At 60.6% G+C, this 23,798-nt stretch carries 27 protein-coding genes; 14 read left to right on the top strand and 13 right to left on the bottom strand.

What is annotated here, in order from left to right; translation table 11 throughout:
* Nucleotides 1-112: 112 nt before the first annotated feature.
* The 5 genes from pyrR (at nucleotide 113) to ACILSR_RS20275 (ending at nucleotide 5,111) form a co-directional block, all read left to right on the top strand.
* Nucleotides 113-664 (top strand): bifunctional pyr operon transcriptional regulator/uracil phosphoribosyltransferase PyrR, encoded by a 552-nt coding sequence (gene pyrR / locus ACILSR_RS20295; RefSeq protein ID WP_395751623.1) that lies wholly within the window; start codon nucleotides 113-115, stop codon nucleotides 662-664.
* Nucleotides 661-1,587: an aspartate carbamoyltransferase catalytic subunit gene (locus ACILSR_RS20290; protein WP_395751622.1), complete on the top strand. Its 927-nt coding sequence runs from the start codon at nucleotides 661-663 to the stop codon at nucleotides 1,585-1,587. Before pyrR ends, ACILSR_RS20290 begins: the two co-directional genes overlap by 4 nt.
* Before the next feature lie 209 nt (nucleotides 1,588-1,796).
* The gene (locus ACILSR_RS20285) at nucleotides 1,797-3,107 is read left to right on the top strand and encodes a PQQ-binding-like beta-propeller repeat protein (RefSeq protein WP_395751621.1); all 1,311 of its coding nucleotides are present in this window, start codon (nucleotides 1,797-1,799) and stop codon (nucleotides 3,105-3,107) included.
* A 7-nt stretch (nucleotides 3,108-3,114) separates the two neighbouring features.
* Nucleotides 3,115-3,726 (top strand): hypothetical protein, encoded by a 612-nt coding sequence (locus tag ACILSR_RS20280; protein ID WP_395751620.1) that lies wholly within the window; start codon nucleotides 3,115-3,117, stop codon nucleotides 3,724-3,726.
* Nucleotides 3,727-3,854: 128 nt separating this feature from the next.
* A complete protein-coding gene (locus ACILSR_RS20275; RefSeq protein ID WP_395751619.1) occupies nucleotides 3,855-5,111 on the top strand; it encodes a PQQ-binding-like beta-propeller repeat protein in 1,257 nt (418 codons plus the stop codon).
* Nucleotides 5,112-5,188: 77 nt separating this feature from the next.
* Here the strand turns inward: ACILSR_RS20275 and ACILSR_RS20270 are convergent, their stop codons facing one another.
* The 4 genes from ACILSR_RS20270 to ACILSR_RS20255 form a co-directional block, all read right to left on the bottom strand.
* The gene (locus ACILSR_RS20270) at nucleotides 5,189-5,605 is read right to left on the bottom strand and encodes an HNH endonuclease (protein WP_395751618.1); all 417 of its coding nucleotides are present in this window, start codon (nucleotides 5,603-5,605) and stop codon (nucleotides 5,189-5,191) included.
* Entirely contained in the window at nucleotides 5,598-5,993 is a 396-nt protein-coding gene (locus ACILSR_RS20265; RefSeq protein WP_395751617.1) for a hypothetical protein, read from the bottom strand. Before ACILSR_RS20265 ends, ACILSR_RS20270 begins: the two co-directional genes overlap by 8 nt.
* Before the next feature lie 140 nt (nucleotides 5,994-6,133).
* Nucleotides 6,134-6,793 carry a DUF6891 domain-containing protein gene (locus tag ACILSR_RS20260; protein WP_395751616.1) on the bottom strand — a complete coding sequence of 220 codons (660 nt, stop codon included), beginning with the start codon at nucleotides 6,791-6,793 and terminating at the stop codon, nucleotides 6,134-6,136.
* An 8-nt stretch (nucleotides 6,794-6,801) separates the two neighbouring features.
* On the bottom strand, nucleotides 6,802-7,824 hold the full coding sequence (locus ACILSR_RS20255; protein ID WP_395751615.1) for an NAD-dependent epimerase/dehydratase family protein: 1,023 nt from the start codon (nucleotides 7,822-7,824) through the stop codon (nucleotides 6,802-6,804).
* 127 nt (nucleotides 7,825-7,951) lie between these two features.
* Between ACILSR_RS20255 and ACILSR_RS20250 the strand changes: the two genes are divergently transcribed.
* From ACILSR_RS20250 to ACILSR_RS20220, 7 genes are all read left to right on the top strand, one after another.
* Nucleotides 7,952-8,725: a TerC family protein gene (locus ACILSR_RS20250; protein WP_395751614.1), complete on the top strand. Its 774-nt coding sequence runs from the start codon at nucleotides 7,952-7,954 to the stop codon at nucleotides 8,723-8,725.
* Nucleotides 8,726-8,935: 210 nt separating this feature from the next.
* The gene (locus ACILSR_RS20245) at nucleotides 8,936-9,373 is read left to right on the top strand and encodes an Hsp20/alpha crystallin family protein (RefSeq protein WP_395751613.1); all 438 of its coding nucleotides are present in this window, start codon (nucleotides 8,936-8,938) and stop codon (nucleotides 9,371-9,373) included.
* A gap of 58 nt (nucleotides 9,374-9,431) precedes the next feature.
* A complete protein-coding gene (locus ACILSR_RS20240) occupies nucleotides 9,432-9,812 on the top strand; it encodes an Hsp20/alpha crystallin family protein (protein WP_395751612.1) in 381 nt (126 codons plus the stop codon).
* 100 nt (nucleotides 9,813-9,912) lie between these two features.
* The gene (locus ACILSR_RS20235) at nucleotides 9,913-11,253 is read left to right on the top strand and encodes a dicarboxylate/amino acid:cation symporter (RefSeq protein ID WP_395751611.1); all 1,341 of its coding nucleotides are present in this window, start codon (nucleotides 9,913-9,915) and stop codon (nucleotides 11,251-11,253) included.
* 27 nt (nucleotides 11,254-11,280) lie between these two features.
* Complete coding sequence (locus ACILSR_RS20230; RefSeq protein WP_395751610.1) at nucleotides 11,281-12,321, top strand: 3-deoxy-7-phosphoheptulonate synthase; 1,041 nt, start codon at nucleotides 11,281-11,283, stop codon at nucleotides 12,319-12,321.
* Between the two features lie 22 nt (nucleotides 12,322-12,343).
* On the top strand, nucleotides 12,344-13,228 hold the full coding sequence (locus tag ACILSR_RS20225; protein WP_395751609.1) for an alpha/beta fold hydrolase: 885 nt from the start codon (nucleotides 12,344-12,346) through the stop codon (nucleotides 13,226-13,228).
* A 218-nt stretch (nucleotides 13,229-13,446) separates the two neighbouring features.
* Entirely contained in the window at nucleotides 13,447-13,776 is a 330-nt protein-coding gene (locus ACILSR_RS20220; RefSeq protein ID WP_395751608.1) for a putative quorum-sensing-regulated virulence factor, read from the top strand.
* Between the two features lie 6 nt (nucleotides 13,777-13,782).
* Here the strand turns inward: ACILSR_RS20220 and ACILSR_RS20215 are convergent, their stop codons facing one another.
* From ACILSR_RS20215 to priA, 9 genes are all read right to left on the bottom strand, one after another.
* Nucleotides 13,783-14,217: a DUF420 domain-containing protein gene (locus tag ACILSR_RS20215; protein ID WP_395751607.1), complete on the bottom strand. Its 435-nt coding sequence runs from the start codon at nucleotides 14,215-14,217 to the stop codon at nucleotides 13,783-13,785.
* A gap of 3 nt (nucleotides 14,218-14,220) precedes the next feature.
* Nucleotides 14,221-14,937, bottom strand: coding sequence for an SCO family protein (locus tag ACILSR_RS20210; RefSeq protein ID WP_395751606.1), 717 nt, complete (start codon nucleotides 14,935-14,937; stop codon nucleotides 14,221-14,223).
* A gap of 17 nt (nucleotides 14,938-14,954) precedes the next feature.
* Nucleotides 14,955-15,857, bottom strand: coding sequence for a heme o synthase (cyoE, locus tag ACILSR_RS20205; protein ID WP_395751605.1), 903 nt, complete (start codon nucleotides 15,855-15,857; stop codon nucleotides 14,955-14,957).
* 9 nt (nucleotides 15,858-15,866) lie between these two features.
* A complete protein-coding gene (gene dnaJ, locus ACILSR_RS20200) occupies nucleotides 15,867-17,024 on the bottom strand; it encodes a molecular chaperone DnaJ (protein WP_395751604.1) in 1,158 nt (385 codons plus the stop codon).
* An 18-nt stretch (nucleotides 17,025-17,042) separates the two neighbouring features.
* Nucleotides 17,043-17,609, bottom strand: a complete 567-nt coding sequence (locus ACILSR_RS20195) for a nucleotide exchange factor GrpE (protein ID WP_395751603.1) — start codon at nucleotides 17,607-17,609, stop codon at nucleotides 17,043-17,045.
* A 30-nt stretch (nucleotides 17,610-17,639) separates the two neighbouring features.
* A complete protein-coding gene (locus ACILSR_RS20190; protein ID WP_395751602.1) occupies nucleotides 17,640-19,088 on the bottom strand; it encodes a GAF domain-containing SpoIIE family protein phosphatase in 1,449 nt (482 codons plus the stop codon).
* A 38-nt stretch (nucleotides 19,089-19,126) separates the two neighbouring features.
* Nucleotides 19,127-19,663: an STAS domain-containing protein gene (locus ACILSR_RS20185; RefSeq protein ID WP_395751601.1), complete on the bottom strand. Its 537-nt coding sequence runs from the start codon at nucleotides 19,661-19,663 to the stop codon at nucleotides 19,127-19,129.
* 11 nt (nucleotides 19,664-19,674) lie between these two features.
* The gene (locus ACILSR_RS20180) at nucleotides 19,675-20,169 is read right to left on the bottom strand and encodes a hypothetical protein (protein ID WP_395751600.1); all 495 of its coding nucleotides are present in this window, start codon (nucleotides 20,167-20,169) and stop codon (nucleotides 19,675-19,677) included.
* Nucleotides 20,170-20,242: 73 nt separating this feature from the next.
* Complete coding sequence (gene priA / locus ACILSR_RS20175) at nucleotides 20,243-22,576, bottom strand: primosomal protein N' (RefSeq protein ID WP_395751599.1); 2,334 nt, start codon at nucleotides 22,574-22,576, stop codon at nucleotides 20,243-20,245.
* A 105-nt stretch (nucleotides 22,577-22,681) separates the two neighbouring features.
* Here priA and cdaA point away from each other — a divergent pair, with 105 nt between their 5' ends.
* A complete protein-coding gene (gene cdaA, locus ACILSR_RS20170) occupies nucleotides 22,682-23,488 on the top strand; it encodes a diadenylate cyclase CdaA (protein ID WP_395751598.1) in 807 nt (268 codons plus the stop codon).
* Complete coding sequence (locus ACILSR_RS20165; protein WP_395751597.1) at nucleotides 23,466-23,777, top strand: hypothetical protein; 312 nt, start codon at nucleotides 23,466-23,468, stop codon at nucleotides 23,775-23,777. Before cdaA ends, ACILSR_RS20165 begins: the two co-directional genes overlap by 23 nt.
* Nucleotides 23,778-23,798: the final 21 nt, after the last annotated feature.

Here is a 23,798-nt window from a genome sequence, read left to right as displayed (position 1 = left end):
CGCGTGCTTTGCAACCCTGGAGGCGCAAACTGGCGCGAAACTTCCATGCGGGCAGGGGCATCCGCCGATTTGACAAGGCCGCGAATCGCCGGACTGTCCGCGCACCCGCACCATGCCAGACTTTGTACGCACGCTCCTCACGAAGGCCCAGATGGCCGATGGTGTGCGGGCATTGGCGGAAAGCATCGTGACGGCCAATCCGGGGGCCGAAAGCATCGGACTGGCGGGTGTGTTCACGCGTGGGGTGCCGCTGGCGAAGCGGATTGCGGCTGAGATTGAAAAAATAGGAGGTCCGAAGGTCTTGATCGGGACCATCGACATCACGCAATACCGCGATGATCTGAACACCTTTCAGATGGTGCCGAAACTGGAAGGGTCTGACATCGCCTTCGACATCGACGATCTCAACGTGGTGCTGTGTGACGAGGTGATCTACACCGGGCGCAGCGTGCGCGCGGCGCTGGACGAACTGCTGAATTTTGGCCGGCCCAAGCGCGTGCAGCTGGCCGTGCTGGTGGACCGCTGCGGCCGTGAGTTTCCTGTGCAGCCGGATTTCTCCGCCCTGAAGGTGACCCTGGCCCCCGGAGAGCGTGTGGCCGTGCGATTTGAAGAAGTGGACGGCCAGGACGCCTGCACCGTGCAAACCCAAGCCCCCGCAAGATGACCCCGCGCAAAGACCTTCTCGATATCGCTTCGCTCACCGACGAGGAAATCTCCTTCGTCCTGGACAACGCCGGGCCGTTCAAGGATCTCTTCAAGCGCAGTGTGAAGAAGGTGCCGACGCTCAAGGGGCAGACGGTGCTGACGCTTTTCTACGAGCCCTCCACGCGCACGCGCTCCAGCTTCGAAGTGGCGGCGAGCCGCCTGTCCGCGGACGTGACGCACTTTGACATCGAGTCAAGCAGTGTGGTGAAGGGGGAGTCGGTGCTGGACACGGTGGAGACCCTGGAGGCCATGCGGGTGGACTACATCGTGGTGCGGCACAAGCAGTCCGGCACGCCGAATCTCATCGCCAAAAATACGCGGGCGAGTGTGATCAATGCGGGTGATGGCTGGCATGCGCACCCGACGCAGGCGCTGCTGGATGCCTTCACGCTGCGGGAGATTCACAAGGATCTGCGCGGCTGCCGTGTGCTCATCGTGGGAGACATTCAGCACTCACGCGTGGCGCGCAGCACGAGCCTCATTTTCCGACGACTGGGCATGCAGGTGGCGTACCTGGCCCCAGGCTCGATGATGCCGCGCGAAGTGCCTCAGGAGATCCCGCAGTTTGGGAACTGGACGGACGCCTTCGACTTTAAGCCGGATGTGATTTATCTGCTGCGTGTGCAGGGCGAGCGCATTGACGAGCCCTTTGTGCCGAGCTCCGCGGAGTACCACCGCAACTACGGGCTGACGGATGAGCGGGTGAAAGTGCTGCGCGAGCGCGGGCTGCACCTGATGCACCCGGGGCCGGTGAACCGCGGCGTGGAAATCACGGATGCGGGGATGAACTATGAGCGGTGCCTGATCAACCAGCAGGTGGAGAATGGAATCGCGGTGAGGATGAGCGTGCTGTACTGGCTGAGGCCGGGGGCGGTGGAGTAGAGCTGAGAGGCGTGGACGAATAGCGATCCAAGAGCTGTCTGGCTTAGGGAAGTCTTGTCTGGATGCGACTTCAAGATGGCGGCCATCCTTTTGGCAATGGAGCAGGCGCCTCACACGAAGAGGAACGACAGGCCGCCGCCGGAAAGATCCTGTGCCAATGGGCCGTGAAGTACGGGGCAGTGCCGCTTCATCCCGACCCGAGCCCATTTATGAAACACTGTCTCCTTGGTCTTTCTCTGGCTGCTTCGCTGATGGCTGCGGATACTGAAAACTGGCCGCAGTATCGTGGTGCGAACTCCGACGGCCTTGGCGAAGGCGCGACGCTGCCGGAGACGTGGAGCGAGACTGAGAATGTCGTGTGGAAGACGAAAGTGCCGGGCTGGGGCTGGTCGTCGCCGATTGTGTGGGGAGACAAGATTTTTGTCACGTCGGCGGTGGGCGAGAAGGAACTGCCCACGCCGATTTTGGGCGGCTATCCGGGCGGTCATGTTGGGACCAACGAGGTGCATCGCTGGATGCTCTATTGCCTGGATTTCGAGACAGGCAAAATCCTGTGGGAGTTCGAGGCGCACAAGGGCATCCCGCCGCAGATGCGGCATCCGCGCAATTCCTTTGCCTCTGAGACGCCGGTGACGGATGGCGGGCGGGTGTATGCCTGGTTTGCGAACATCGGGCTGTTTTGCTGTGACATGAACGGCAGGAAACTGTGGGAGCGCCGCTGGCCCAGCTACCCGATGCGGGACGGCTGGAACACCGGCACCTCGCCGGTTCTGCATGGTGACCGCATTTTCATCCAGAATGACAACGAGCAGGAATCCTTCCTCGAAACGCTCGACAAACTCACTGGCAAGACGCTGTGGCGCGTGGCGCGAGAGGAACGCAGCACCTGGTCCACACCCTATGTGTGGGAGAGCGGCAGCCGCAGCGAACTGGTGACCATCGGCATGAATAAAATCCGTTCTTATGCGCCTGAGGACGGTCGCGTGATCTGGGAGCTGAGCGGGACTGCCGGGCTCGTCAGCCAGACCCCGCTGTCGAAGCACGGGCTGCTCTATGCGGGAGCGGGCTATCACTACGGCCCGCTGTATGCCATCCGTCCTGGTGCGCAGGGCGACATCACGCCCGCCGATGACGCGACGAGCAGCAAGTTCATCGCATGGTCGCAGAAACGCGGATCGAGCATCCACCCTGGCTACCTCATCAGCGGCGACCGGCTCTTCGTCTGCTACGACTCCGGCCTGCTAGGCTGCTTTAATGCCAAGACCGGTGAGGAGATCATCGCCAAACAGCGGCTCAACACGAAAGGGGGGCGTTTCTACGCTTCGCCCTGGGCCTACAACGGCCGCGTGTTCATGCTAAATGAAAGCGGCGACACGTGGGTGATCGAGGACGCCGCCGAATACAAGCTGGTGCGCAAAAATTCTCTCGGTGACGTCGCATGGGCCACGCCAGCCATCGCACGCGGCAGCCTGTTCATCCGCACCTACTCGGCGCTGTTCAGGCTCCAGAACAAGAAGTGACCCGCCAATGAAAGCAGCCCGCATTCTCTTCATCGCCGCGGCCGTCAGCGCCATGCTGAAGGCGCAGGAAGCCACGGTGGTCAAAGCCGTGGGGGACCGCGCCCAGCGTGGTAAATTGAGCGATCAGCGCCAGTTCGTGCGCGGTGACACCGGCAAGTGGAGCGATGCCGCCACGCTCCAGCACATCCCGCCGCTCGCGCAGAAACCGCAAGGACTGACGCTGGACGAATGGTCCGAGCAGCTGGCGGAGAAAGAAACCGCGACCACCGCCACCGACGACAACTGGCTTATTTTCCGCTCCCGGCAGTACGACGACAACGACCGCATGTGGATCGAGAAGATCGAGCGACGCGGCAATGAATTCACGGTCACGATGCACGAGGCGATCTGGCACGGAAAATACTTCAAAACCTTCACTTATTACGAGGTCACCGCCGTGAACTTTGGCCGGCTGCCGCCGGGAAACTACGCGGTGAAGTGGCTGGTGAAACCGCTGACCTTCAAACAGCTTGAGAAGCCCGCGCAGCCCAACAAGGACAACAAAGACAACTGGCCGATGGACGAGCAGCCAGCAGGAGGCAAGCCGGTCGAGCTGCATGCCGTGTTTTCGGTCCGGTGATCCATGGCGGACGGCAGGCCTCTTCAGCGAAGTGCATTGCCGAGCCGTGAGAGGCGCTGTGATCCTGGAGCCCTGCAAGAACCCCGGTCCCCCGTCGTTCAGGCTTCAAGCAGTATTGCTCTCCCAACATGCACCGGCTCTTTTTGATCTGCTTCATCTCCTCTCTTCACGCCGCCGACTGGCCGCAGTTTCGAGGGCCCACTGGCGACGGTGTCACCACTGAGACGAACCTGCCGCTGAACTGGAGCGAGAAGGAGAATCTGGTGTGGCGCACCGAGCTGCCGGGACCGGGTTCATCAAGCCCCATCGTGAGCGGTGACCGGGTCTTCCTCACGAGCTACAGCGGCTACGGCCTGGACATCAAAGCCCCTGGCGACATGACCCAGCTGACACGCCACGCGTTGTGCCTCGACAAGCGCAGTGGGAAGATTTTGTGGGATTACCCGGTCAAGACCGACCTGCCGGAAACGGTGTACACCGGCAGCTACATCACCATGCATGGTTATGCCTCAAGCTCGGCGGTCACTGATGGCAAGGGCGTGTTCTTTTTCATGGCCAACGCGGGAGTCTTTGCCTTCACCATGGACGGCAAAAAAGTGTGGGATGTGAGCGTGGGTGAAAAGCCGCATCCCTGGGGTGTCGGGACTTCGCCGATCCTGTATGGCGATCTGCTGATCGTGAATGCCGCTCTGGAAAGCAATCAACTGCTCGCGCTGGACCGCAAGACGGGGACGACGGTCTGGAGCGCCAAGGGCTTCCCGGCTTCATGGAACACGCCGACGATCGTTAAGGTGGGAGATCACGATGAACTCGTGGTGAACTCCAGCGGCAAACTGCGCGCCTTTGATCCGAAGGATGGCAAAGAACTGTGGTCCTGCGACAGCATCAAGGCTGCGGAGCTGTGTCCGTCGGTGGTGGCACATGATGGTGTGGTGTTTGTGCTCGGTGGCGGTGGCAAGGCCCTTGCCGTGCGCGCCGGTGGCCAAGGCGACGTCACTGCGACGCACATCGTCTGGCAGGTGCAGAAGGGCTCGAATGTCGGCTCGCCGGTGTATCACGAGGGTCACCTCTACTTCGTCAATGACACGCGCGGCACCGCGACGTGCCTGGATGCGAAGACGGGGGCTGTGGTCTATGAGCAGCCGATGCTGAAGGAGAAGCGCGACCGCTGGTATGCGACTCCGCTGCTCAGCGGCGGCCGGCTGTACTACACGAGCCGGCAGTCGGGTTCCGTGGTGCTCGCCGCCAAACCGCAGCTTGAGGTGCTGGCAACGAACGTGATCGCAGATGACACCAGTGTGACCAATGCGAGTCTCGCGGTGTCGGATGGCCGGATATTTTTGCGCTCGGACAAGTTTGCGTATTGTTTTGGGGTGAAGCAGTGAGAGCGGACATCGCGGTGAGGATGAGCGTGCTGTACTGGCTGAGGCCGGGGGCGGTGGAGTAGAGAAGTTTGCTCAATCTATGGATGAACGCCGAGGGCGATCAAAGCTTGGCGCAGGCCCATCAAGCCGGAACGATTGAGGCGCAGTGTTTCCACCGTCGCACGGCCGGAGGGTGAGATGCCAATCAGGCGTCGCGCATCTGGCAACCAGGCAAAGTGGTCGCTCCATATCTGCCTTCTTGGATTGTAGAGCGCCACGGTGAGTTCGGTCACGGGATCGAGGGCACGAGTTCGAGTAAACTTGTGGTTGTTACAACCTTGGCATGATAGCGCCAGATTGTCGGCGGAAGTAGAGCCATGCTTGCTGAGAGGCAAGATGTGCTCCACCGACAATGCCTGGGTAGCATAGGCCTCGGGTGTCTGGCAATATTCACAGCGTGCCTGTGCACGGGCGCGCACAAGCCGTCGCAACGCTGCACCGACGTGCTCAGGCATGGGTTGCCAAAGATTTCAATCCCAGTTGTTCCATCAGATCTGGCAACGAGATCTTGCGCAGAGCGGCCAGTTTGACGAGGCTTTGCATGCGCTTGGCATGCAGCAATTCCACCGCATCAGAAAGCCGTAAAAGTTCACGATGGTCTGACGGAGTGAGGGACTCGTTTTTGCGCTTGAGCGAAAGCCGGCGGTAAGCCGTGCGCTGATCTGCTGGCAGCGTCTCATTAATGATTTCCAACAACCTCGCTTCGTCTGCTTTGAGAGCGCCCTTTTTCGTCGCAGCAAGCATCTGCAGCTTGTGCAGGACGCCCTCCATGTCAGCCGTGCTCAGCTTGCCTAATTCTCGAAGAATCAGCGCCGGCGTGAAATGTGTGGCAGTCATCGACATGGGAGAAAGTGGATGATTCAGTCAAAAACTCAAGCGCTTACACCATGGCCTCAGACCAGCTGAGCCAGATGAGGGAAAATGGCATCGCGGTGAGGATGAGCGTGCTGTACTGGCTGAGTCCGGGTGCGGCGGAGTAGGGACTATGATCCGTATCGGCGCTTCCAGTCAAATTTTGGAATGTGGATGCGGTGGTTGCTTGTGCCGTCCCACTCCAAGGCAAAGCCAGCGCGTTCCAGTTCTTCTTTCAAGGTCAAGGCCACCTTGAGTTTGTCGGGGACATCGCCATCCACATGATCAAAGGCCAGGGTTAAGCCCTCATTGGCGACTGCCCGTTCAAGATCTTGTCCGTGATAGAAGCAGTAGCCGAGGTAACGACCTTTGGGGTGGTTCGAAAGTGCTTCACATGCATCGGAGTGTCCGTCTGACATGGTGTAACCGGCATTGTGCAAACAAAGCACTCCCTGATTGTCCAATGCGTGAAAGGCTGCGTTTAGGAGGTCGCAGTCGGTGATCTTTGGCCAAAGCTTTTCCGCTTCTGCTTTTTGATTGAATTCGGGTTCGACAGCATTGCGCAGCATCTCCTCATTGGCATCTTCCTCGAGGATATCGTCAATCATTTGATCCACCTCTTCGGGAGAATAAAACCCTGACCAGACCCAGGTGTGGATGGCGTCGAGAATGTATTTGTCTGTCTCGTTCAGCTCAGATGCCTGTCTTGTTCGAAGACTGGGTGGAACGAACTCACCAGAGCCGGCGCATTTTGCGCCGAGCCACTTTTTGAATTGAGACCAGTAGCTCATGGCCAGTGTCAAAACTTCCCATCCCGCGACTCAAAATGCGTGGGCTTCCCCAGCGACTCGCCGCCGGTGGAGATCCAGTGGGCGACCCATTCGATGAGTTCTTCGTCGCGGACGAAGGGGATGCCGAGTTCGACGAAGCTGCGGTAGGGGTTGCTGAGGAGGGCGTCGGGGGCCTCCTGCCCGGTGATCTGGGCCGGCTTGCCGAAGATTTCGCCGAAGCGGGTGGCGACTTCACGGACGCTGAGGGTGGTGGTGCCAGTGAGGTTCACGGTCCAGGCGGGGCTTTGGGCCTTGCCGAGACTGAGGAGGGAGAGGGCATTGGCATCGCCCTGCCAGATGGTGTTGAACCAGCCCATAGTGACGTCCACGGGGGCGCCGTTCCAGACCTGGCGCGCGATATCGACCATGACGCCGTAGCGGAGGTCGCAGGCGTAATTGAGGCGGATGAGGGAAACAGGCGTGCCGCGGGTCTGGCTGAAGTATTCAAAGATGCGCTCGCGGCCCAGGCAGCTCATGGCGTATTCGCCCTTGGGATTGAGGGCGTCTTCTTCGTGGCTGCCACCGCGCTCGACGGGGACGAGACCGTAGACGTTTCCGGTGGAAAAGGCTGCGATGCGGCTGCGGTGGTAGCGCTCGCAGACGAGACCGGGGAGCCAGGCGTTCATGGCCCAGGTGAAGGCCTCCTGCCCAGTGGAGCCAAATTTCATGCCGGCCATGTAGATGACATTGGGCGCATGCGGGAGGTAGGCGACGGCATTGGCGGCGAGGAGATCTGTAGAGATGACCTCGATGCCATGCTGAAGAAAGGCCGCCTCGGAACCTGGGGTGCTGAAGCGAGACACGGCAATGACGCGGCGCTTTGTGCCTGCTTCATCGCTGGCGCGCCTGGCCATGCGCGCGAGGGAAGGGCCCATCTTGCCCGCCGCGCCCAGAATGACGATATCTCCGGGAATACGGCTCATCATTTCGATAACCGCAGGCGTGGGGCGGCTGAGGCGTTCTTCGAGCTCTTCGTGGCTGGTAGGCGACATGCGCGCACCTATGAACGCGAATTCAACAATGGAAAAGTTTTTGGTGAACAAGGCGCGGCCGGCCCGGCAAATGGAAAATCATCCCAGAGTTTGCCGAGGCGGCAATTCCCGCTAGCATCGTGGCCCGATGATCGCCAATGCCGCCACTGCCGTAACCGCCAACTTGAATGTGCTCGACTTTTCCTGGGTTGCCAGCCCCGAGGCGTGGATCGCGGTCCTGACGCTGTGCGTGCTGGAGATTGTGCTGGGCATCGACAACATCGTGTTCATTTCGATCCTGGTGGGCAAGCTGCCGGCGGCAGACCGGCCGCGCGGACGTTTCATGGGACTGGGGCTGGCGATGCTGACGCGCATTCTGCTGCTGCTTTCCATCACGTGGGTGATGTCCCTGACGAAGCCGTTGTTTGAGCTGTTTGACCATGCGATCACCGGCAAGGACCTGGTGCTCATTTTTGGCGGGCTGTTCCTGATCTACAAGAGCACGAAGGAAATCCATGAGAAACTGGAAGGCGACCCCGAGGGCGAGGTGAGCAACAGCGTGGGCAAAGGCGCGGCGTTTGGCGCGGTGATGGTGCAGATCGCTCTGCTGGACATTGTGTTCTCGCTGGACTCGGTGATCACCGCCGTGGGCATGGTGAAGCACATCTCCATCATGGTGACGGCAGTGCTGATTTCCGTGGGCTTCATGATGCTGTTTGCCAAAGCCGTGGGCGATTTTGTGGCCCGGCACCCAACGGTGAAAATGCTGGCGCTGAGCTTCCTGATTCTCATTGGCACCGCGCTGATCGGTGAAGGCTTCCACTTCGAAATTCCGAAGGGCTACATCTACTGCTCCATGGGCTTTTCGATGGCCGTTGAACTGCTGAATTTGAAGGCCAAAAAGAAGAAGACGGCTGCCTGATTTTGAATTGGAACGAATTGTCTCACTGATGACACAAAGCGTGCCGTTTCTGGCACAGTTTGGGTGCGGGTGCTTGAACATGGTTTGTTTTTAAATCACTGATTTTCAGTGACTTGATGGGTGAGAATGAGGTCTGGCATGGCTGATGCATGAGTAATGGGTGGAACGAAATCCAACTCCCAAAACTCAAACATCAACTCATCCAAAACCATGAAACTCATCCGCACCAATCCCTTCAGCCTCAATCGCGTCTCCGACTTTGACGAATGGTTCCGCCATCCGCTTGCCGGACTGCCTTCCCTGAGCACGTTTTTCAACAACCTCGGCGAGGTTTTCCCCGGCGTGGCCAATGACAAGCTGGCCGTGGACGTGCATGAGGATAAAGACAACTTCCTGGCCAGCTTTGAAGTGCCGGGGGTGAAGAAGGAGGACGTCAAAATCGAGCTGCACAACGGCATGCTGAGCGTGGCCGTGGAAAAGCGCGAGAAGGACGGCGAAAAGGAAAGCTCCTACAGCATGACCCGCTCCGTGGCTGTGCCTGAAGGAGTGAACGCCGACGCCATCTCCGCCAAGCTCGAAGACGGCATCCTGACCGTGACGCTGCCCAAGCAGGAACGCAGCAAGCCGCGCACGATCGCCCTCAACTGAGCCCCACCTGTCCCAATTTAAACCCAAACCATCCATCTATTTTACTTTTAAAACGACCATGAACACCACCTGCTCTCCCAGCTCCTGCGCTCCCGCTACGTCCGGCGTGACCGAATCCCTCCGCAAGCCCCTCTACAACGTCAATGGCATTGCCGAAGCGTACGAAGTGCGCGTGGAACTGCCTGGCGTTCCGAAGGGCGGCGTGAAAATCGACCTCGAAGACAGCATCCTGACCATTCGCGGCGAACGAAACGCCACCGTGCCGGAAGGCATGAAGGCGCTGCACCGCGAGCTTTCCCCGCTCAGCTACCTCCTGCGCCTGCGCCTCAACACGCCGGTGGATGAGGAGAAAATGACGGCCAAGCTCGAAGACGGCGTGCTGACGCTCCGCCTGCCGCTGAAGGAAGTGGCGAAACCACGCCAGATCCCCGTGGCGTAATTTCCGCGCACAGCCGCAGTCCCAGCCCGCATCGCCAAAACAGGTGATGCGGGCTTCTTGTGTTTGCCCGAGCTGCGGGTACGGGCCATAAGGTCGGCCCATGTCCCAACCTGCAGCATCCAAAAAGTCGCACGGAAACCACTGGCCCATTGTCATCGCACTGATCGCCGGAATCGTAGTGGGAGTGATCTTGCAGCAGTTTGCCCATCCGGCAGATGGCGCAGCGGCGCCAGGCTGGCTGACGGGCACGATGGAAATCTGCCGGTTTGTCTCGGATCTGTTTTTGCGAGCGCTGAAAATGGTGATCGTGCCGCTGGTCGTGGCCAGCATCATCAGTGGAATTGCAGGACTGAAGTCGCTCGATGGCTTTGCGCGGATGGGGCTGAAGACCTGGGCGTACTACATCATCGGCAGTCTGGTGGCGGTGTGCGTGGGTTTGCTGATGGTGAACACGATCAAGCCGGGGCTGGTGGATGGCAAGCCGAACGCCACGCTGAAAGCCGCGATGGATTCTGCGCTCAACAGCAAAAGCGCCGCCGAGGTGGGAAATGTGATGAAGAAGGCCGAGGGCGGCGCCAGCTCGCTGCTGGACATCGTGCGCCGAATGATCCCCACCAACGTGGTCGAGGCCTGTGCGAACGGAGATCTGCTGGCGATCATCTTTTTCAGCATCCTGTTTGCCGTGGCGATGGTTCTGGTACCGGGAGGGCCGCCGATTGCCCTGCAGGACTTGTTTAACCAGCTGACGGATGTGATGACGCTGGTCACCACGTGGGTAATGAAGTTCACACCGCTCGCGGTGTTTTGCCTGGTTATTCCGGCAATCGCGGAAGTAGGGGTGGGCATCCTTCAAAATCTGGTGCCGTATGTGCTGACGGTCGTCGGGGCGCTGGCGCTGCATACCTTTGTCGTTCTGCCGCTGGTGCTGAAGGCGTCCGGCGCATCGCCCTTGAAGCACTTCCGCAATATGAGCGACTCGATGCTCATGGCGTTTTCCACAGCTTCCTCGACGGCCACGATCCCAGTGACGATGCGCTGCGTGCTGGAGGAGGCGAAGGTGTCGGAGCGCGTGGGGAGTTTTGTCATTCCGCTGGGTGCGACGGTGAACATGAACGGAACCGCGCTGTATGAATGCGTGGTGGTGGTGTTTGCCGCGCAGGTGCTGGGCATTGACCTTTCCCTTTCGCAGCAGTTCATCGTGGTGCTGCTGGCGCTGGTTTCGAGCATCGGGGTGGCGGGAATTCCGGCGGCGAGCCTGGTGGCCATCATCATCATCATGCAAAACGCCGGCTTCTCCGAGGACATGATCAAGGCCTCGCTGGGACTGATCCTCACCATCGACCGCCCGCTCGACATGGCACGAACCACGGTCAACGTTTTTGGCGACACGGTGGGCGCCGTGGTGATCGCAAAGTCCGAGGGAGAAAAGCTGGACGAATAGAGCAACGACGCGTTGTTTGTCCGGCCTATGAGCCAGACCGCCAACCTTCACATTGCCTCCAACATTCCGCTGCCGTCGCCGCGTGGGATGATCAGTGACATCGCGCCGACAGAGGAGCAGACCGCGTTTGTGGCGCAGTCACGGCAGGAGATCCGGGACATTCTCACGGGCAAGGATTCGCGCTTTTTGGTGATCCTGGGGCCGTGCTCCATCCATGATCCCGAGGCGGGACTCGAGTATGCGAGAAAGCTGGCTGCGCTGGCGCAGGAGGTGAAGGAAAAGCTGTGCATCGTGATGCGCGTGTATTTTGAAAAGCCGCGCACGACGGTGGGCTGGAAGGGACTGATCATGGACCCAAGGCTGGACGGCAGCTGTGACATCCCCGAAGGGCTGCGCCTGGCACGGCGGATTTTGCGCGATGTGCTGGACCTGGGACTGCCAACGGCGACGGAGCTACTGGATCCCATCACGCCACAGTACATTGCGGACCTGATCAGCTGGAGCGCGATTGGCGCACGCACGACGGAGTCGCAGACGCACCGGCAGATGGCGTCCGGTTTGTCGATGCCGCTGGGTTTCAAGAACGGGACGTTTGGGCACATCACGCCAGCGATCAATGCGATCAAGGCGGCGATGCAGCCGCAGACTTTTCTGGGCGTGAGCGAGGATGGCGTGGCCTCCGCCGTGACGACGAGCGGGAATCCTGACTGCCACATCATCCTGCGCGGCGGTGAAGACGGGCCGAACTATGGCGCGGACAACGTGATGGAAACGATCGACGGGCTGGAGGCGGCAAAGCTAAAGCCGGCGATCATGATCGACGCGAGCCACGGCAACTGCGCGAAGGATCACCGCCGGATGCCGGATGTGTTTCGTGAGATCGTGCGCCAGCGTGCGGCAGGACAGAAGGCGATCATCGGCGCGATGCTGGAGAGCAATCTGGTGGGCGGGAACCAGAAGTTTCCGCAGCCGCTGGACAAGCTGGTGCGCGGGCAGTCGATCACGGATGCGTGCATTGACTGGGAGGTGACGGAAACGTTGCTGCGTGAGGCCTGTGCGCTGTTGTGACTGGCTGACTTTTCCTCCTCCCATGAACGCGCACCTCTTCACGCTCTCCTCCGGCAGAAAGCTGGCTTATGCGGAATTTGGAGATCCGGCGGGAGTACCGATGTTTTATTTTCATGGGTGGCCCGGCTCGCGACTGCAGGGCGAGTTTTTGGATGGGGTGGGGAAGAAGCGCGGACTGCGAGTGGTGGCGCCGGACCGCCCTGGCATCGGGCGTTCGGAGTTTCAGCCGGGTCGCAAGCTGCTGGACTGGCCGGCGGACATCACGGAACTGGCGGCGCATCTTGGCTGGACGAAATTTCATGCACTGGGTGTGTCAGGCGGAGGTCCGTATGTGCTGGCCTGTGCGCATGCCATGCCGGAGCGACTGCTGACTGCGGGGGTGATCTGCGGCGCGCCTCCATTGAGAGAGGTGGGCACGCAGGATCTGATGTGGACGTATCGACTGGCGCTGTGGGGGCAGCAGCATGTGCCGCCGCTGCTCGGGGTAGGGCTGGCTGCGGCGGGACAGTTTATGCGGCTGCCGGTGGACGCGCCGCTGATGGCGGGGTTTGTGCGGAAGATGTGCGAGCGGGATCAATTCGCGCTGCACCAGCCGGAGCTGTATCGGATTCTGATGGCAAGCGGTCGAGTGGGGGTGACTTCGTCGGTGCGCTCCGTGAGCACGGACGGGAACATTTACTCGAGCGACTGGGGCATCGATTTTAGCAGTGTACAGTTCCCTCTTCGTTACTGGCATGGCGGTCGGGACAAGAACATTCCAGTGAAGATGATTGAGCGATTTGTGGGTAAGATGCCAAATGCAAAGCTGACGGTGTTTGAGGAGGACGGGCATTACTCGCTGCCGATGCTGGAGAGTGAGGGGATCGTCGATGCGCTGCTGGCTGAGGCGCGCGGGGCTGCGAATTAGCCTGCACTTCTCACACTCCCAGAGTTGACATGCGGCGATGTGGCGCGGAGCCGTGAGACAGCCGAAGGCAATTCCGATTCCGCGAAGGTGCCGACTCGGTATCGGAATACCGAGCTACATCCAAGCTTGCAACACGCTGTTCGCGGATTCCCAGTGGTGTGAGAAATGCAGGTTAGCGCGGATATTGCTGCTGCCGAAGAAGGCGCTCGCGGGCAGGAATGCACGCACTACTTTGGGACATGGACGACCTGGCTGAACGCATGCGCGCCGATTTTGAGGAGATCGGAAGGACGTTCATGCCGTTTGGGAAATATGGGCCGCAGCATTTTCCGCCGAACGGGGTGCCGATCTATGACATCCCGGCGGAGTATCTGGGGTGGTTTGCCAACAAGGCCGGGTTTCCTAAAGGGCGGCTGGGGAAGCTGCTGCAAATGGTGCACCAGATGAAGGCGGACGGGTCCGACATCGTGTTTGATGTGTTCCGGAAAAAGTACGGACGCACGGACCTCAAACCGGCAAAGCAGAAGTCGTGGAAGTTTGAGGAGTGAGGCGTGTTACCCCCGGATGGGAGGGCCGTACCAAACGTAGCACATGAGATAGACGATGATGCCGGTGACGGAGACGTAGAGCCAGACGGGGACGGTCCATCTGGTCATGCGCTTGTGCTTGTCGAAACGGCCGCGCAGGGCGGGGACGACGGTCATGATGATCATCGGCAGGCTCAGCACGGCCAGGGGGATGTGCGTGAAGAGGATGAAGAAGTAGATGGGGCGGGTCAGGCCCGTGCCCGCAAACTTCACGTGGCCGGCATGGTAGTGGTAGTAGAGGTAGCAGCCGAGGAAGGCGGTGGAGAACAGCAGCGCGATGATCATGCTGACGATGTGCGGCTTCTTCTGGCCGATCTTGATCATCGTCAGGCCGAGCAGGATGTGCACAAGGGCACAGCCGTTGAAAATCGTGTAGAGCTTGGGGAGTTCGGTGACGTCCATGAGTTATTTGGCTGCCGCAGGCGGCACGTAGGGGGACTTTTTCTGTTCGTTCAGCAGATAGCGCAAGTCCTTGCGGATCTTTTCATCCCAGAACTTCTGGGCGTCGGGGTCTGCATTCAAAATGTCTTCGAGTCCGCGGACATGGCCGCGGTGGTCGATGACGGCAACGCGGAGGTCGTGGATGTATTTGTCGTCCGGGGAGAGGCGGTCTTTTTCCGGCATGTCCTGCACGGGGCGGAACTGGACCTGGCTGGTCATGAACTTGCGCACGGCTTCCTTCTCGCCGTTCACAAACCACCAGTTGGCGTCGTCCTTGATGCCGAGGCCGGAGGCAAATATTTTCATCATCTCCGGCGTGTCGTCGGCATCGAGGGTCACGCTGATGAACTGGAGGCCCGGCTCATTGGCAAATTCCTGGTGCAACTGCTTGAGCTTGCCGATGACGGCGGCACAGCCGCGCGGGCAGCGCGTGAAGACCCAGGAGATGACGAGGACCTTGCCCTTCAGTTCTTCGAGGTGGACGGTCTTGCCGTTGCGCTCAGTCAGCTCGAGATCCTTTTCGAGGCGGCCGTAGATGGGCGGACGGTCCACGTCATTGTCGATGCGGGAACGGTAGATGAGGTAGTTGTAAAAGACGACGAGGCCGAGAGCAGCGATGATGATGGGCACCCAGATGGACCAGGGGTTCAGAGGCGCTTTGGCGGGGGGGGATTCGTTCATGGCGGGGCAGTTTGCTACTACGCGTGCTTCCAGGCGAGGATGGATACGGTCAGAATGCCGGGGAGATACATCAGCGTGCAGAAGAAAAGTTTGCGTGCGGCTGGCCGCTCCGGCTGGCGGTTGAAGCGCAGTGCCAGCAGGCAGAGCCAGCCAGTGAGGAGGATGGCAGGAGGCAGAAACCACCAGGCATAGGCCACTCCGGCATACACTGGGTAGAACATGAGCAGCAGCGTGGCGATGGAATAACCGAGCGCATGAAAGCTGGTGCGGGTGCCTCCTTCATCGTCGTTGGCCAGCATGACGAAGCCGCCTTTGCGGTACTCGTCACGGTACATCCAGTTGATGGCCAGGAAGTGAGGGAGCTGCCAGAGGAAGAGCAGAAGGAAGAGGTAGATGGCTCCTGGCTCGAGCATGAGCTCCCAGCGGAAATGCGGCGTGGAACCTGCAGGCAGCGGGCCCGCGGCACCTGCCCAGCCGATGAGCGGTGGCAGCGCGCCGGAGACGGCGCCCACAAGTGTGTTGGTGGCGCTCTGACGCTTGAGCGGGGTGTAGATGAAAAGATACACCGCGAGCGTGAGCGCGGTGAGCGCCGCGGCTTCCATGTTCACCCGGATGGTCAGATGGATGAGCGCCATGGCGCTGAGCAGCCAGCCGATGCCAAAGGCCGCCGAAGGACTCACGCGGCCGGAGGGCAGCGGGCGGTCCGCCGTGCGCTGCATGCGCGAGTCGGGCTCGATCTCCATGAGCTGATTGAACACCGCCGCGCCGAAAGCAGCGAGGGTGCTGCCGACGATGGTGTGGATGAGCAGCCAGAAATCAAAGCCCTTGGGCGCGCGCAGCCAGAAGCCCACCAGCGTGGTGACGATGACGAGCGCGCTGAGGCGGAACTTCGTCAGGGTCAGGAGGTCGCGGGTGGTCATGAGGGAGGATTAACGGAAGAACTTTTTCGCCTTCTCGAAGAAGCTTTCCTCCATAGGGGAGGTCTGCTCGCCGAGGGATTTGGCGAATTCTTCGAGTTTCTCGCGCTGTTCGGAATTGAGCTTGGTGGGCACGGCGATCTGGACGTGGACGTAGAGATCGCCATGGCGGTCTTCGCCAAGGATTTTCATGCCCTTTGCGCGCAGGCGGAAGGTGGTGCCGTTTTGGGTGCCGGCAGGAACCTTGACGGACGCCTTGGACTCCATGGTGGGCACGGTGAGCTCACCACCGAGGGCGGCGATGGCGAACGAGAGCGGAATGTCGCAGTGCAGGTCGTTGCCCTCACGTTCGAAGATTTCGTGCGGTTTGACCTGGACGACGATGTAGAGGTCGCCGGAGGGGCCGTTTTTGATGCCGAGGTCGCCATTGCCGGTCGAGCGCAGACGGGAGCCGTCTTCGATGCCCGCAGGCACCTTGACGCGCACTTTGGTGCGCTCCTTGGTGCGGCCGGTGCCGCTGCAGGCACGGCAGGGATCGCTGATCGTTTCGCCGCTGCCGCTGCAGTCCGGGCAGGTCTGCTGAATCTGGAAGAAGCCACGGGAGCTGATCACCTGGCCGACGCCGCCGCAGGTGCGGCAGGTCTTTTTCCCGCCACCACTGGCGGAGCCGGAGCCGGAGCAGGTCTTGCAGGAGGCGCTGCGCTCGTATTCGATCTCACGCTCCACGCCATGCGCGGCGTCTTCGAGGGAGATTTCCATGCCATAGCGCAAATCGCTGCCGCGCTGGGGGCCGTCGCGACGGCGGCCACCGCCGCCTCCGCCCCCGCCACCAAAGAACTGTTCGAAGATGCCGCCACCACCGCCTCCGCCAAAGACATCGCGGAAGATGTCAAACGGATCGTGGAAGCCACCGCCGCCGGCGGAAGGCCCGCCCATGCCACCGGCAAAGGCGGCGTGGCCGTAGCGGTCGTACGCGGCGCGTTTTTGCTCGTCGCTGAGCACATCGTAGGCCTCTCCCACCTCCTTGAACTTACCTTCGGCAGTTTTGTCGTCGGGATTCTTGTCGGGGTGATACTTCACCGCGAGCTTGCGGTAGGCTTTTTTCAAATCCTCGGCGGAGACGTCGCGGGAGACGCCAAGGACTTCATAATAATCGCGTTTGTCGGCCATAACAGTGTGGAGAGGAGGTTACGCCTGTGCAGGAGCCTGGGGACCACTGGAAACGATGACGCTGGCGGCCCGCAGGAGGCGGTCTTTGAGTTTGTAGCCACGGCGGGTCACGCGGAGGATGGTGCCTTCGGGAACGGAGGCGCTGGCCTCCTGGGCGACGGCCTCATGAAGATTGGGGTCAAAAACTTTGCCCTGGGCTTCAACTTCCTGCACACCGCTCTCACGCAGGAAATCCTGCAACTGGCGGCTGACCATGCTCATGCCCATGAAGATCATGGACTTTTCCGACTCGGCGCGGGCGGCTTCGAGGCCCATGTCAAAATTGTCCAAAATGGGGAACAGCGCACGCAGGAGGTCGGCATTGGCGTAGGCTCGGGTTTCCTGGGCCTCGCGGGCGGAGCGCTTGCGGAAGTTGTCCAGCTCCGCCTGGCTGCGATAGGCCATGTCTTTCCAGCGTTCTGCTTCGAGCGCCAGCGCTGTCATGGGATCAACGGGCGCCGGATCTTCTGCCGGAGCAGTGGCTTCGGGATTCGGAACTTCTTCGAAAGAGGGCTGCTGGGTCGTATCGGGACTCGGCTCGGTCATAGGATTTCGCGGGTTTTTGGGGGGCCGCGACTATGCCGTCTTCTGGATGGCAATCAAGGTGATGTCGTCATGGGAACGCCGACCTTTCAGAAAGTGCTCCAAATCAAGGATAATCCCGCCGATGACCGCCTTGGGACCATTGGGGGCGTGCTTGGCGAGCTCCTCCTCCACGCGTTCCTCCCCAAATTCCACGCCTTTGGGATCCATGGCTTCGTTGACCCCGTCCGTGTAGAGCAGGAGGGTGTCACCCGGCTGCATCTCAAATTCGGCGTCTTTGGTGACGCGCTCAAAAACTGCTCCTTTGTCGATCCCCACGCCGAGTCCGGAAGGGTGGATGGCCTCGACTTTGCCAGTGGCCTTGCGCCACAGCAGTGCGGCGTTGTGACCGGCGCGAGAGAGGGTCAGTTTTGAGCCATTTTGCTCCATCACGACGTAGGACATAGTGATGAACATGTCCTCGCGGATGTCCGGGGCGATCTGCCGGTTCACCGCGGCAAGAACTGCGCTGGGAGACGTGGAGTTTTGGGATTTGGCCCGCATGAGAGTGCGGCACATGACAGTGATCATGGCGGCACCCAGGCCTTTGCCCGAAACGTCGGCAATGACAGCGCCGAAACGACCGTCCGGGAGTGGCAGATAGTCAAAGTAATCGCCGCTCAGCGTGCGTGCGGGAATGTTTTTGCCGGCAATGACAAAGCCGGGCACCTGGGGATCCGCCTCCGGGAGCAGCACCTTCTGGATCTGACTGGCGTTTTGCAGCTCCTGCTGGTCCATGCGGTTTTTTGCCGCTTCCTGATGGGACATGGCATTGGCCAGGGCGAACGCGGACTGCTCGATGAGGGAGTTGAAGACTTCGAAATCGTTGGCGTTGTAGCTGCGGCCTTCTTTGGGAGAAGTGACGGCCAGCACGCCAAGCCTGCGGGTGCCAAAGCTGAGGGGGCCGATCATGGCGGTGACATTTTGCTGCGACGGAACGAGGTGCTCGCCCAGGCGCGGATCCATCCCGATGTCGGGGAGCAGATCTGTTTTCTGCTGGGTGAAGATGCCGCCGAGAAGGCCCGACTGGATTGACTCAGCGTTCATGCGCAGTGTGCTCAGCAGGGTGGCCGAGTTCTCCTTCATCTGCTGGCGGACGCGCTCCGGCAGGGCAATGAGAGGGGCGCAAAAATCGGAATAGTGCCGGGGGACGAGCTGCTGCGAGGCGGCATCAAAGAGGTAGAGGGCGCCGCCGGTGCTTTGCGTGACACGTATGGCACCTTCGACAATGAGCCGGTACATGGAAGCCTGCTGATCGTCACGCCAGATGGCCTCTCCGAGATCGTGAAGGTAGTGAAACATGCGCCGTTCCTCGGCCACGATGGCCTCCTCCTCGGCACGGAGTTCGGCGATGGCATGGCGCTGCTGACGTGCAATTTTTGACAGCATTACGAGTCCCGCCGTCATCAGCAGTACGATCAGGACGAGGAGAGCGGTGATCATGGTTTCAATCGGCGGCCCGGCTCATCCGGGGGGCGCCCTCAGGCAGGAACAGGGGATGTGCCAGCCTCCAGCTCTTTTTCCAAAAATTCGATTACATCGTGAAAGCGGCTCTCGTTGGCGGCGCTGACATTGGCCAGAGCCTGGTGGGCGGAGAGCACATGCTGGGTCTGCGCCTCCTTGCATTCGACCATGTTTTCACCGCAGTTCTGCAGGGCGTCGCAGACGGCCTTGCGTTCGGCCTCCCAGAGCTTCCCGTCACGGTCCAGCTCAAGAATGTGGTCCAGGCCCAGGCTGGTGAGCAGCTGCAGGTTGCGCTGGTTGGCGTTGACGACACTCAAAGATCCGCTGCCAGACTCGCGGAGGTTCAGGGCGGCTCCCGTCAGCATGCCCAGGAAGGTGGAGTCCATCATGGGACAGCGCTCGAGATCGACGACGAGATTTTTCATTCCCTGCTCGATCACACGCTGAAGCGCTTTTTTGGCCTGGAGGCTGTTTTGGAAAGTGCCCCGGCCATCCACCCTCATCCAGAACACGCGTCCGATGGAGCCGACAAGAATATGAGTGGGAGGAGTCATGCGTTGCGGGGTTAGTTCCAGAGCGCGGATTGCTGGCTGACCAGCTCCTCCTTGCCTCGCAGGATGCTTACGCGCCATGCGATCACGCGGCCATTTTTTTGATACTCGGGGCCGACGACTTGGAATTTGGAAACATTGCTGCGGCGGACGTCATCCACGATCAGCTCTTGAACAAATTTGCGGAGACCGGACTGGGCCTGCTGGTATTCAAAGCGGACGGTCACTGGTCCGGTGCGCTCATTGGCCTTCCAGAAGAAGGCGTAGTAGTGGCCGAAACGGTCCACGATTTCTTTTTTGGTCACAGCACCGTAGATGTAGTGCTGGCGCTCAAACAGAATCGTCGGGTTCGTCGTCTGCGGCGTAAAGAACGGCATCAGGTGGTAATACTTCACCTTGGAAATCTTTCCTCCGGGGCCCACGACCGTGTCTGAACAGGCAGAAAGCGCAAAAGCAAGGATGGCAAGGCATCCGAGGCGGAGGCAGGAGGTGCGTTTCTCTGTCGTCATGAAGGAGGGGAATATTGAATCGGGACGCTTGATGTCAATGTTCCCTTGGATTCTTTGCGCGGCCAAAGAATTTTTATAAAAGTGAAACTGGATCAACATCCCACGTCACAATCACGTCGTCTGGCAGGCTAGTTGCTTGCATCACCTGCTGGATGTGGCGGCAGAGAGGGCGGATTTTGGCGGTCCGCAGCAGGAGCTGGAAGCGGAATTGTCCATGCGCCTTGGCCATGGCGCAGGGGGCCGGCTCCCCCATGAGAACGTCTTCGCCCAGGCCTTCCAGGAGGCGGCGGTGCAGTGTTTGCAGGGCAAATTCAGCCATGGCCTGGTGTTTTCCGCGGCTGGCGAGGATGACGACGTGGGTGTACGGAGGGTAGTGAAACGCGCGCCGCTGCTCCAGTTCCTGCTGGGCAAAGCCTTCGAAATCGTTGTGCCGGGAAAACTGCACCGCCGGGCTGTGGGGCGCGTAGGTCTGCACCACCACCTCGCCTTTAACCTCGCCGCGCCCTGCGCGTCCGGCCACCTGCACCAAGAGCTGCAGCGTGCGCTCTGCCGCACGGAAATCCGGCAGATTGAGCGCCAGATCGGCATTTAGCACGCCGACGAGGGTCACATTGGGAAAATCGAGGCCTTTGGCGATCATCTGCGTGCCGATGAGGAGATCCAGCTTCTGGGCTCGGAAATCCCGCAGGAGGTCGCGGAGCTGGTTTTTGCGCTGAATGGTGTCCGTATCCACCCGGGCGATGCGGGCCTGGGGGAAAACCTCACGCACCACCACTTCGACCCGTTCTGTACCATATCCCGCAAATTTCATGCCCGGCTCGTGGCAGAAAGGGCACTTGGAAGGGGGAAGCCGTCGTGAGCCGCAGACGTGGCAGACAAGCCGGTTTTCATGCTTGTGCAGCGTCATGGGGATGCTGCAGTCCTGGCACTGGATGGTTTCACCACAGGCCATGCAGGTCAGGGAGGTATTGAAGCCGCGGCGGTTTAAAAACAGGATGGTCTGCTCCTTTTTTTCCAGGCGGGAGGTGATGGCCGCGCGCAGCTTTTCGGAGAGGATGCCGGCGTTTGCCACCGTGGTGCCTGTGCCTTTCCGGCGCTCCATGCGCATGTCCACAATGCGGATCAGCGGCAGGGTGCGGCCATCGGTGCGCTGCAGCATTTTGAGCAGTTCGTACTTTCCGCTCGCTGCATTTTCAAAGGATTCCAGGCTGGGTGTGGCGCTGCCGAGAAGCACCACGCATTTCTCAATTCCCCCACGCACGACGGCCACGTCCCGCGCGTGATAGCGCGGTGTTTCGTCCTGTTTGAAAGAGGGCTCGTGCTCTTCGTCCACGATGATGATGCCGAGGCGCTCCAGGGGGGCGAAGATGGCGCTGCGGGCGCCGATGACGATGTCGGCGCGGTCTTCGTGAATTTTGAACCACTCGTCGTGGCGCTCGCCATCGCTCAGGTGGCTGTGCAGCACGGCGATGCGCTCGCTGCGGTCGGAAAAGCGCGCCTTGAAACGCTCGATGGTCTGAGGCGTCAGGGCGATTTCAGGCACCAGCACGAGCGCTGTTTTGCCGCGTTCCAGCACTTTGGCGATGGCCTGGAGGTACACCTCGGTTTTTCCGCTGCCGGTGATGCCGTGCAGGAGCAGGGGCCGGGGCTGCTCGGTGGAGTCGAGCGCGGCGGAGACGCGGTTGAACGCCACTTGCTGCTCTTCGGTGAGCTGGAGCGCCTGGCTGGGCAGAAAGGCCTCGTCGTGAAAAGGATCGCGCTCCACGCGGACTTCGCTGCGGGAGATCCACCCCGCCTTGAGCAGGGATGGTATGATGGAGGCCGCACGTGGCACATCTTTCCGGATCTGGCTCAGAGTCGCCTCACCTTTGCAACTGCGCAGGATGTCGAGAATGCGTGCCTGCATGGGGGCTTTGTGGCGGAGTTTTTCGTATTCGTCCGGCGGCGGCTCGCGCAGCTGCTTGAGATGGCTGTCCATGACAAAACTGCCCGGCTTGTCCCGCACGGCCTGGGGCAGCATGGTGCGCAGCACGGTGTGGACGGAGACGAGATAGTATTCGGCGATCCAGCGTGCCAGCCTGAGCAGGGCCGGGGTGAACATGGGGCGCTTTGCCACGACGGTGGCAACTTCCTTGAGGCGTCCACGGTGGGGTGACTCGTCCAGCAGAGCCAGCACCACCGCATTCATCCGGCGGTTTTGCAGCGGCACCATCACCCGCGATCCGACAACGACGGAATGTTCAAGGCCTTCCGGGATGGCATAATCCAGCTCCATGGCCGCCGCGCCTTCGAGCTGTACGCGGGCGATGCGGAGGGCGGGCGGAGCGGAGACCACCTCGGCCACAGGCGTGCCGAACAGATCATTCTGTCCGGGCGTGGGAGAGGGGTTCGGGCTGGCGGCTGGCATGCGTCCCACCCTAGCCGCCGTCAATCACAGGCCAAAACGATTCTTCTTTTGAGAAACAATCCGCCCCGTGCAAGTGTTTCCACGCAGCAGCACGGAGCGAATGGCATGTGGAACTTTCTGACAGAGCACTGGCGCGACGGCGTGGAGATTTTGATCCTCGCCGCGCTGGCGTATCATGGTTACCTGTTCTTCCGCGCGACACGCGGCGCACGCATTCTGACCGGGCTGCTGGTGCTGCTGCTGAGCCTGGCGCTGATCTCCCTGCTGCTGGAGCTTTCCGTCATCAGCAGCCTGCTGCAGCGTTTTTCGGTCTTCCTGGCCATCGCGCTGGTCATCATTTTCCAGCCTGAGCTGCGGCGCGTGCTGGCGGAGCTGGGCAGCAGCCGCATTTTTTCCTTCAACCGTCCCGATCCCGAGGCGCTGGATGTGCTGATGGAGGCCATGCAGCAGCTCTCCTCACGCCGCTGCGGGGCGTTGTTTGCCCTGAAGCGGGGCATTGACCTCAAGCCCTATGCCGAGTCCGGGGTGGAGCTGGATGCGGTGATCTCCAATGAGCTGGTGACCACGATTTTTCAGCCCAAAACCTCACTGCATGATGGTGGGGCGATCATTGACCAGGGCCGCATCTCGGCCGCGGGCTGTGTTTTTCCCGTGAGCCAGAAGGACATTCAGGACCGCGCGATCGGACTGCGCCACCGCGCCGGCATGGGCATCTCCGAGGAGACGGATGCGATCGCGCTGGTGGTTTCCGAGGAGACGGGCGCGCTCTCCCTGTGCTTTCAAGGCAAGCTGGAGCACGATCTGGAGCCTGAGGAACTGCGCCAGCGCATCAATGAAATCCTCACCGGCGGTGCTGCCGGTACAGTGGAAACCGCAACGGAGGGCAGTCATGAACTGGGGTCATCAGCTTAAAGAACTCGTCACGCTGAACTGGCGGGAGAAAATCATTTCTCTGGTGCTGGCGTTTTTGTTCTGGTTCATGATCAAGGCGCAGGATGCGCGCTATGCGCCGGCTTACACCATGCCGCCGCCGGCGCGGATCCCGGTTCCCACCTCTCCCGCGCCTTCGCAGCTGACGCCGGTCATTCCACCGCCGGTCCAGGTGCCGTCCGAGCTGGAGCCCACCCTTTCGCCCCCCAATGCCTCGACGAAGCCCGCAGACAAGCCAGCGGGAGCCATCGGCGGTGCCACGGGTCTTTGACACTTAGGAAGTCCTGCGCTA

Source organism: Prosthecobacter sp. (genome assembly GCF_044222565.1).
Taxonomy (GTDB): Bacteria; Verrucomicrobiota; Verrucomicrobiia; order Verrucomicrobiales; family Verrucomicrobiaceae; genus Prosthecobacter.
Note: the sequence above shows the minus strand (reverse complement) of the source record. Positions and strands in the feature narration are given on the sequence as shown.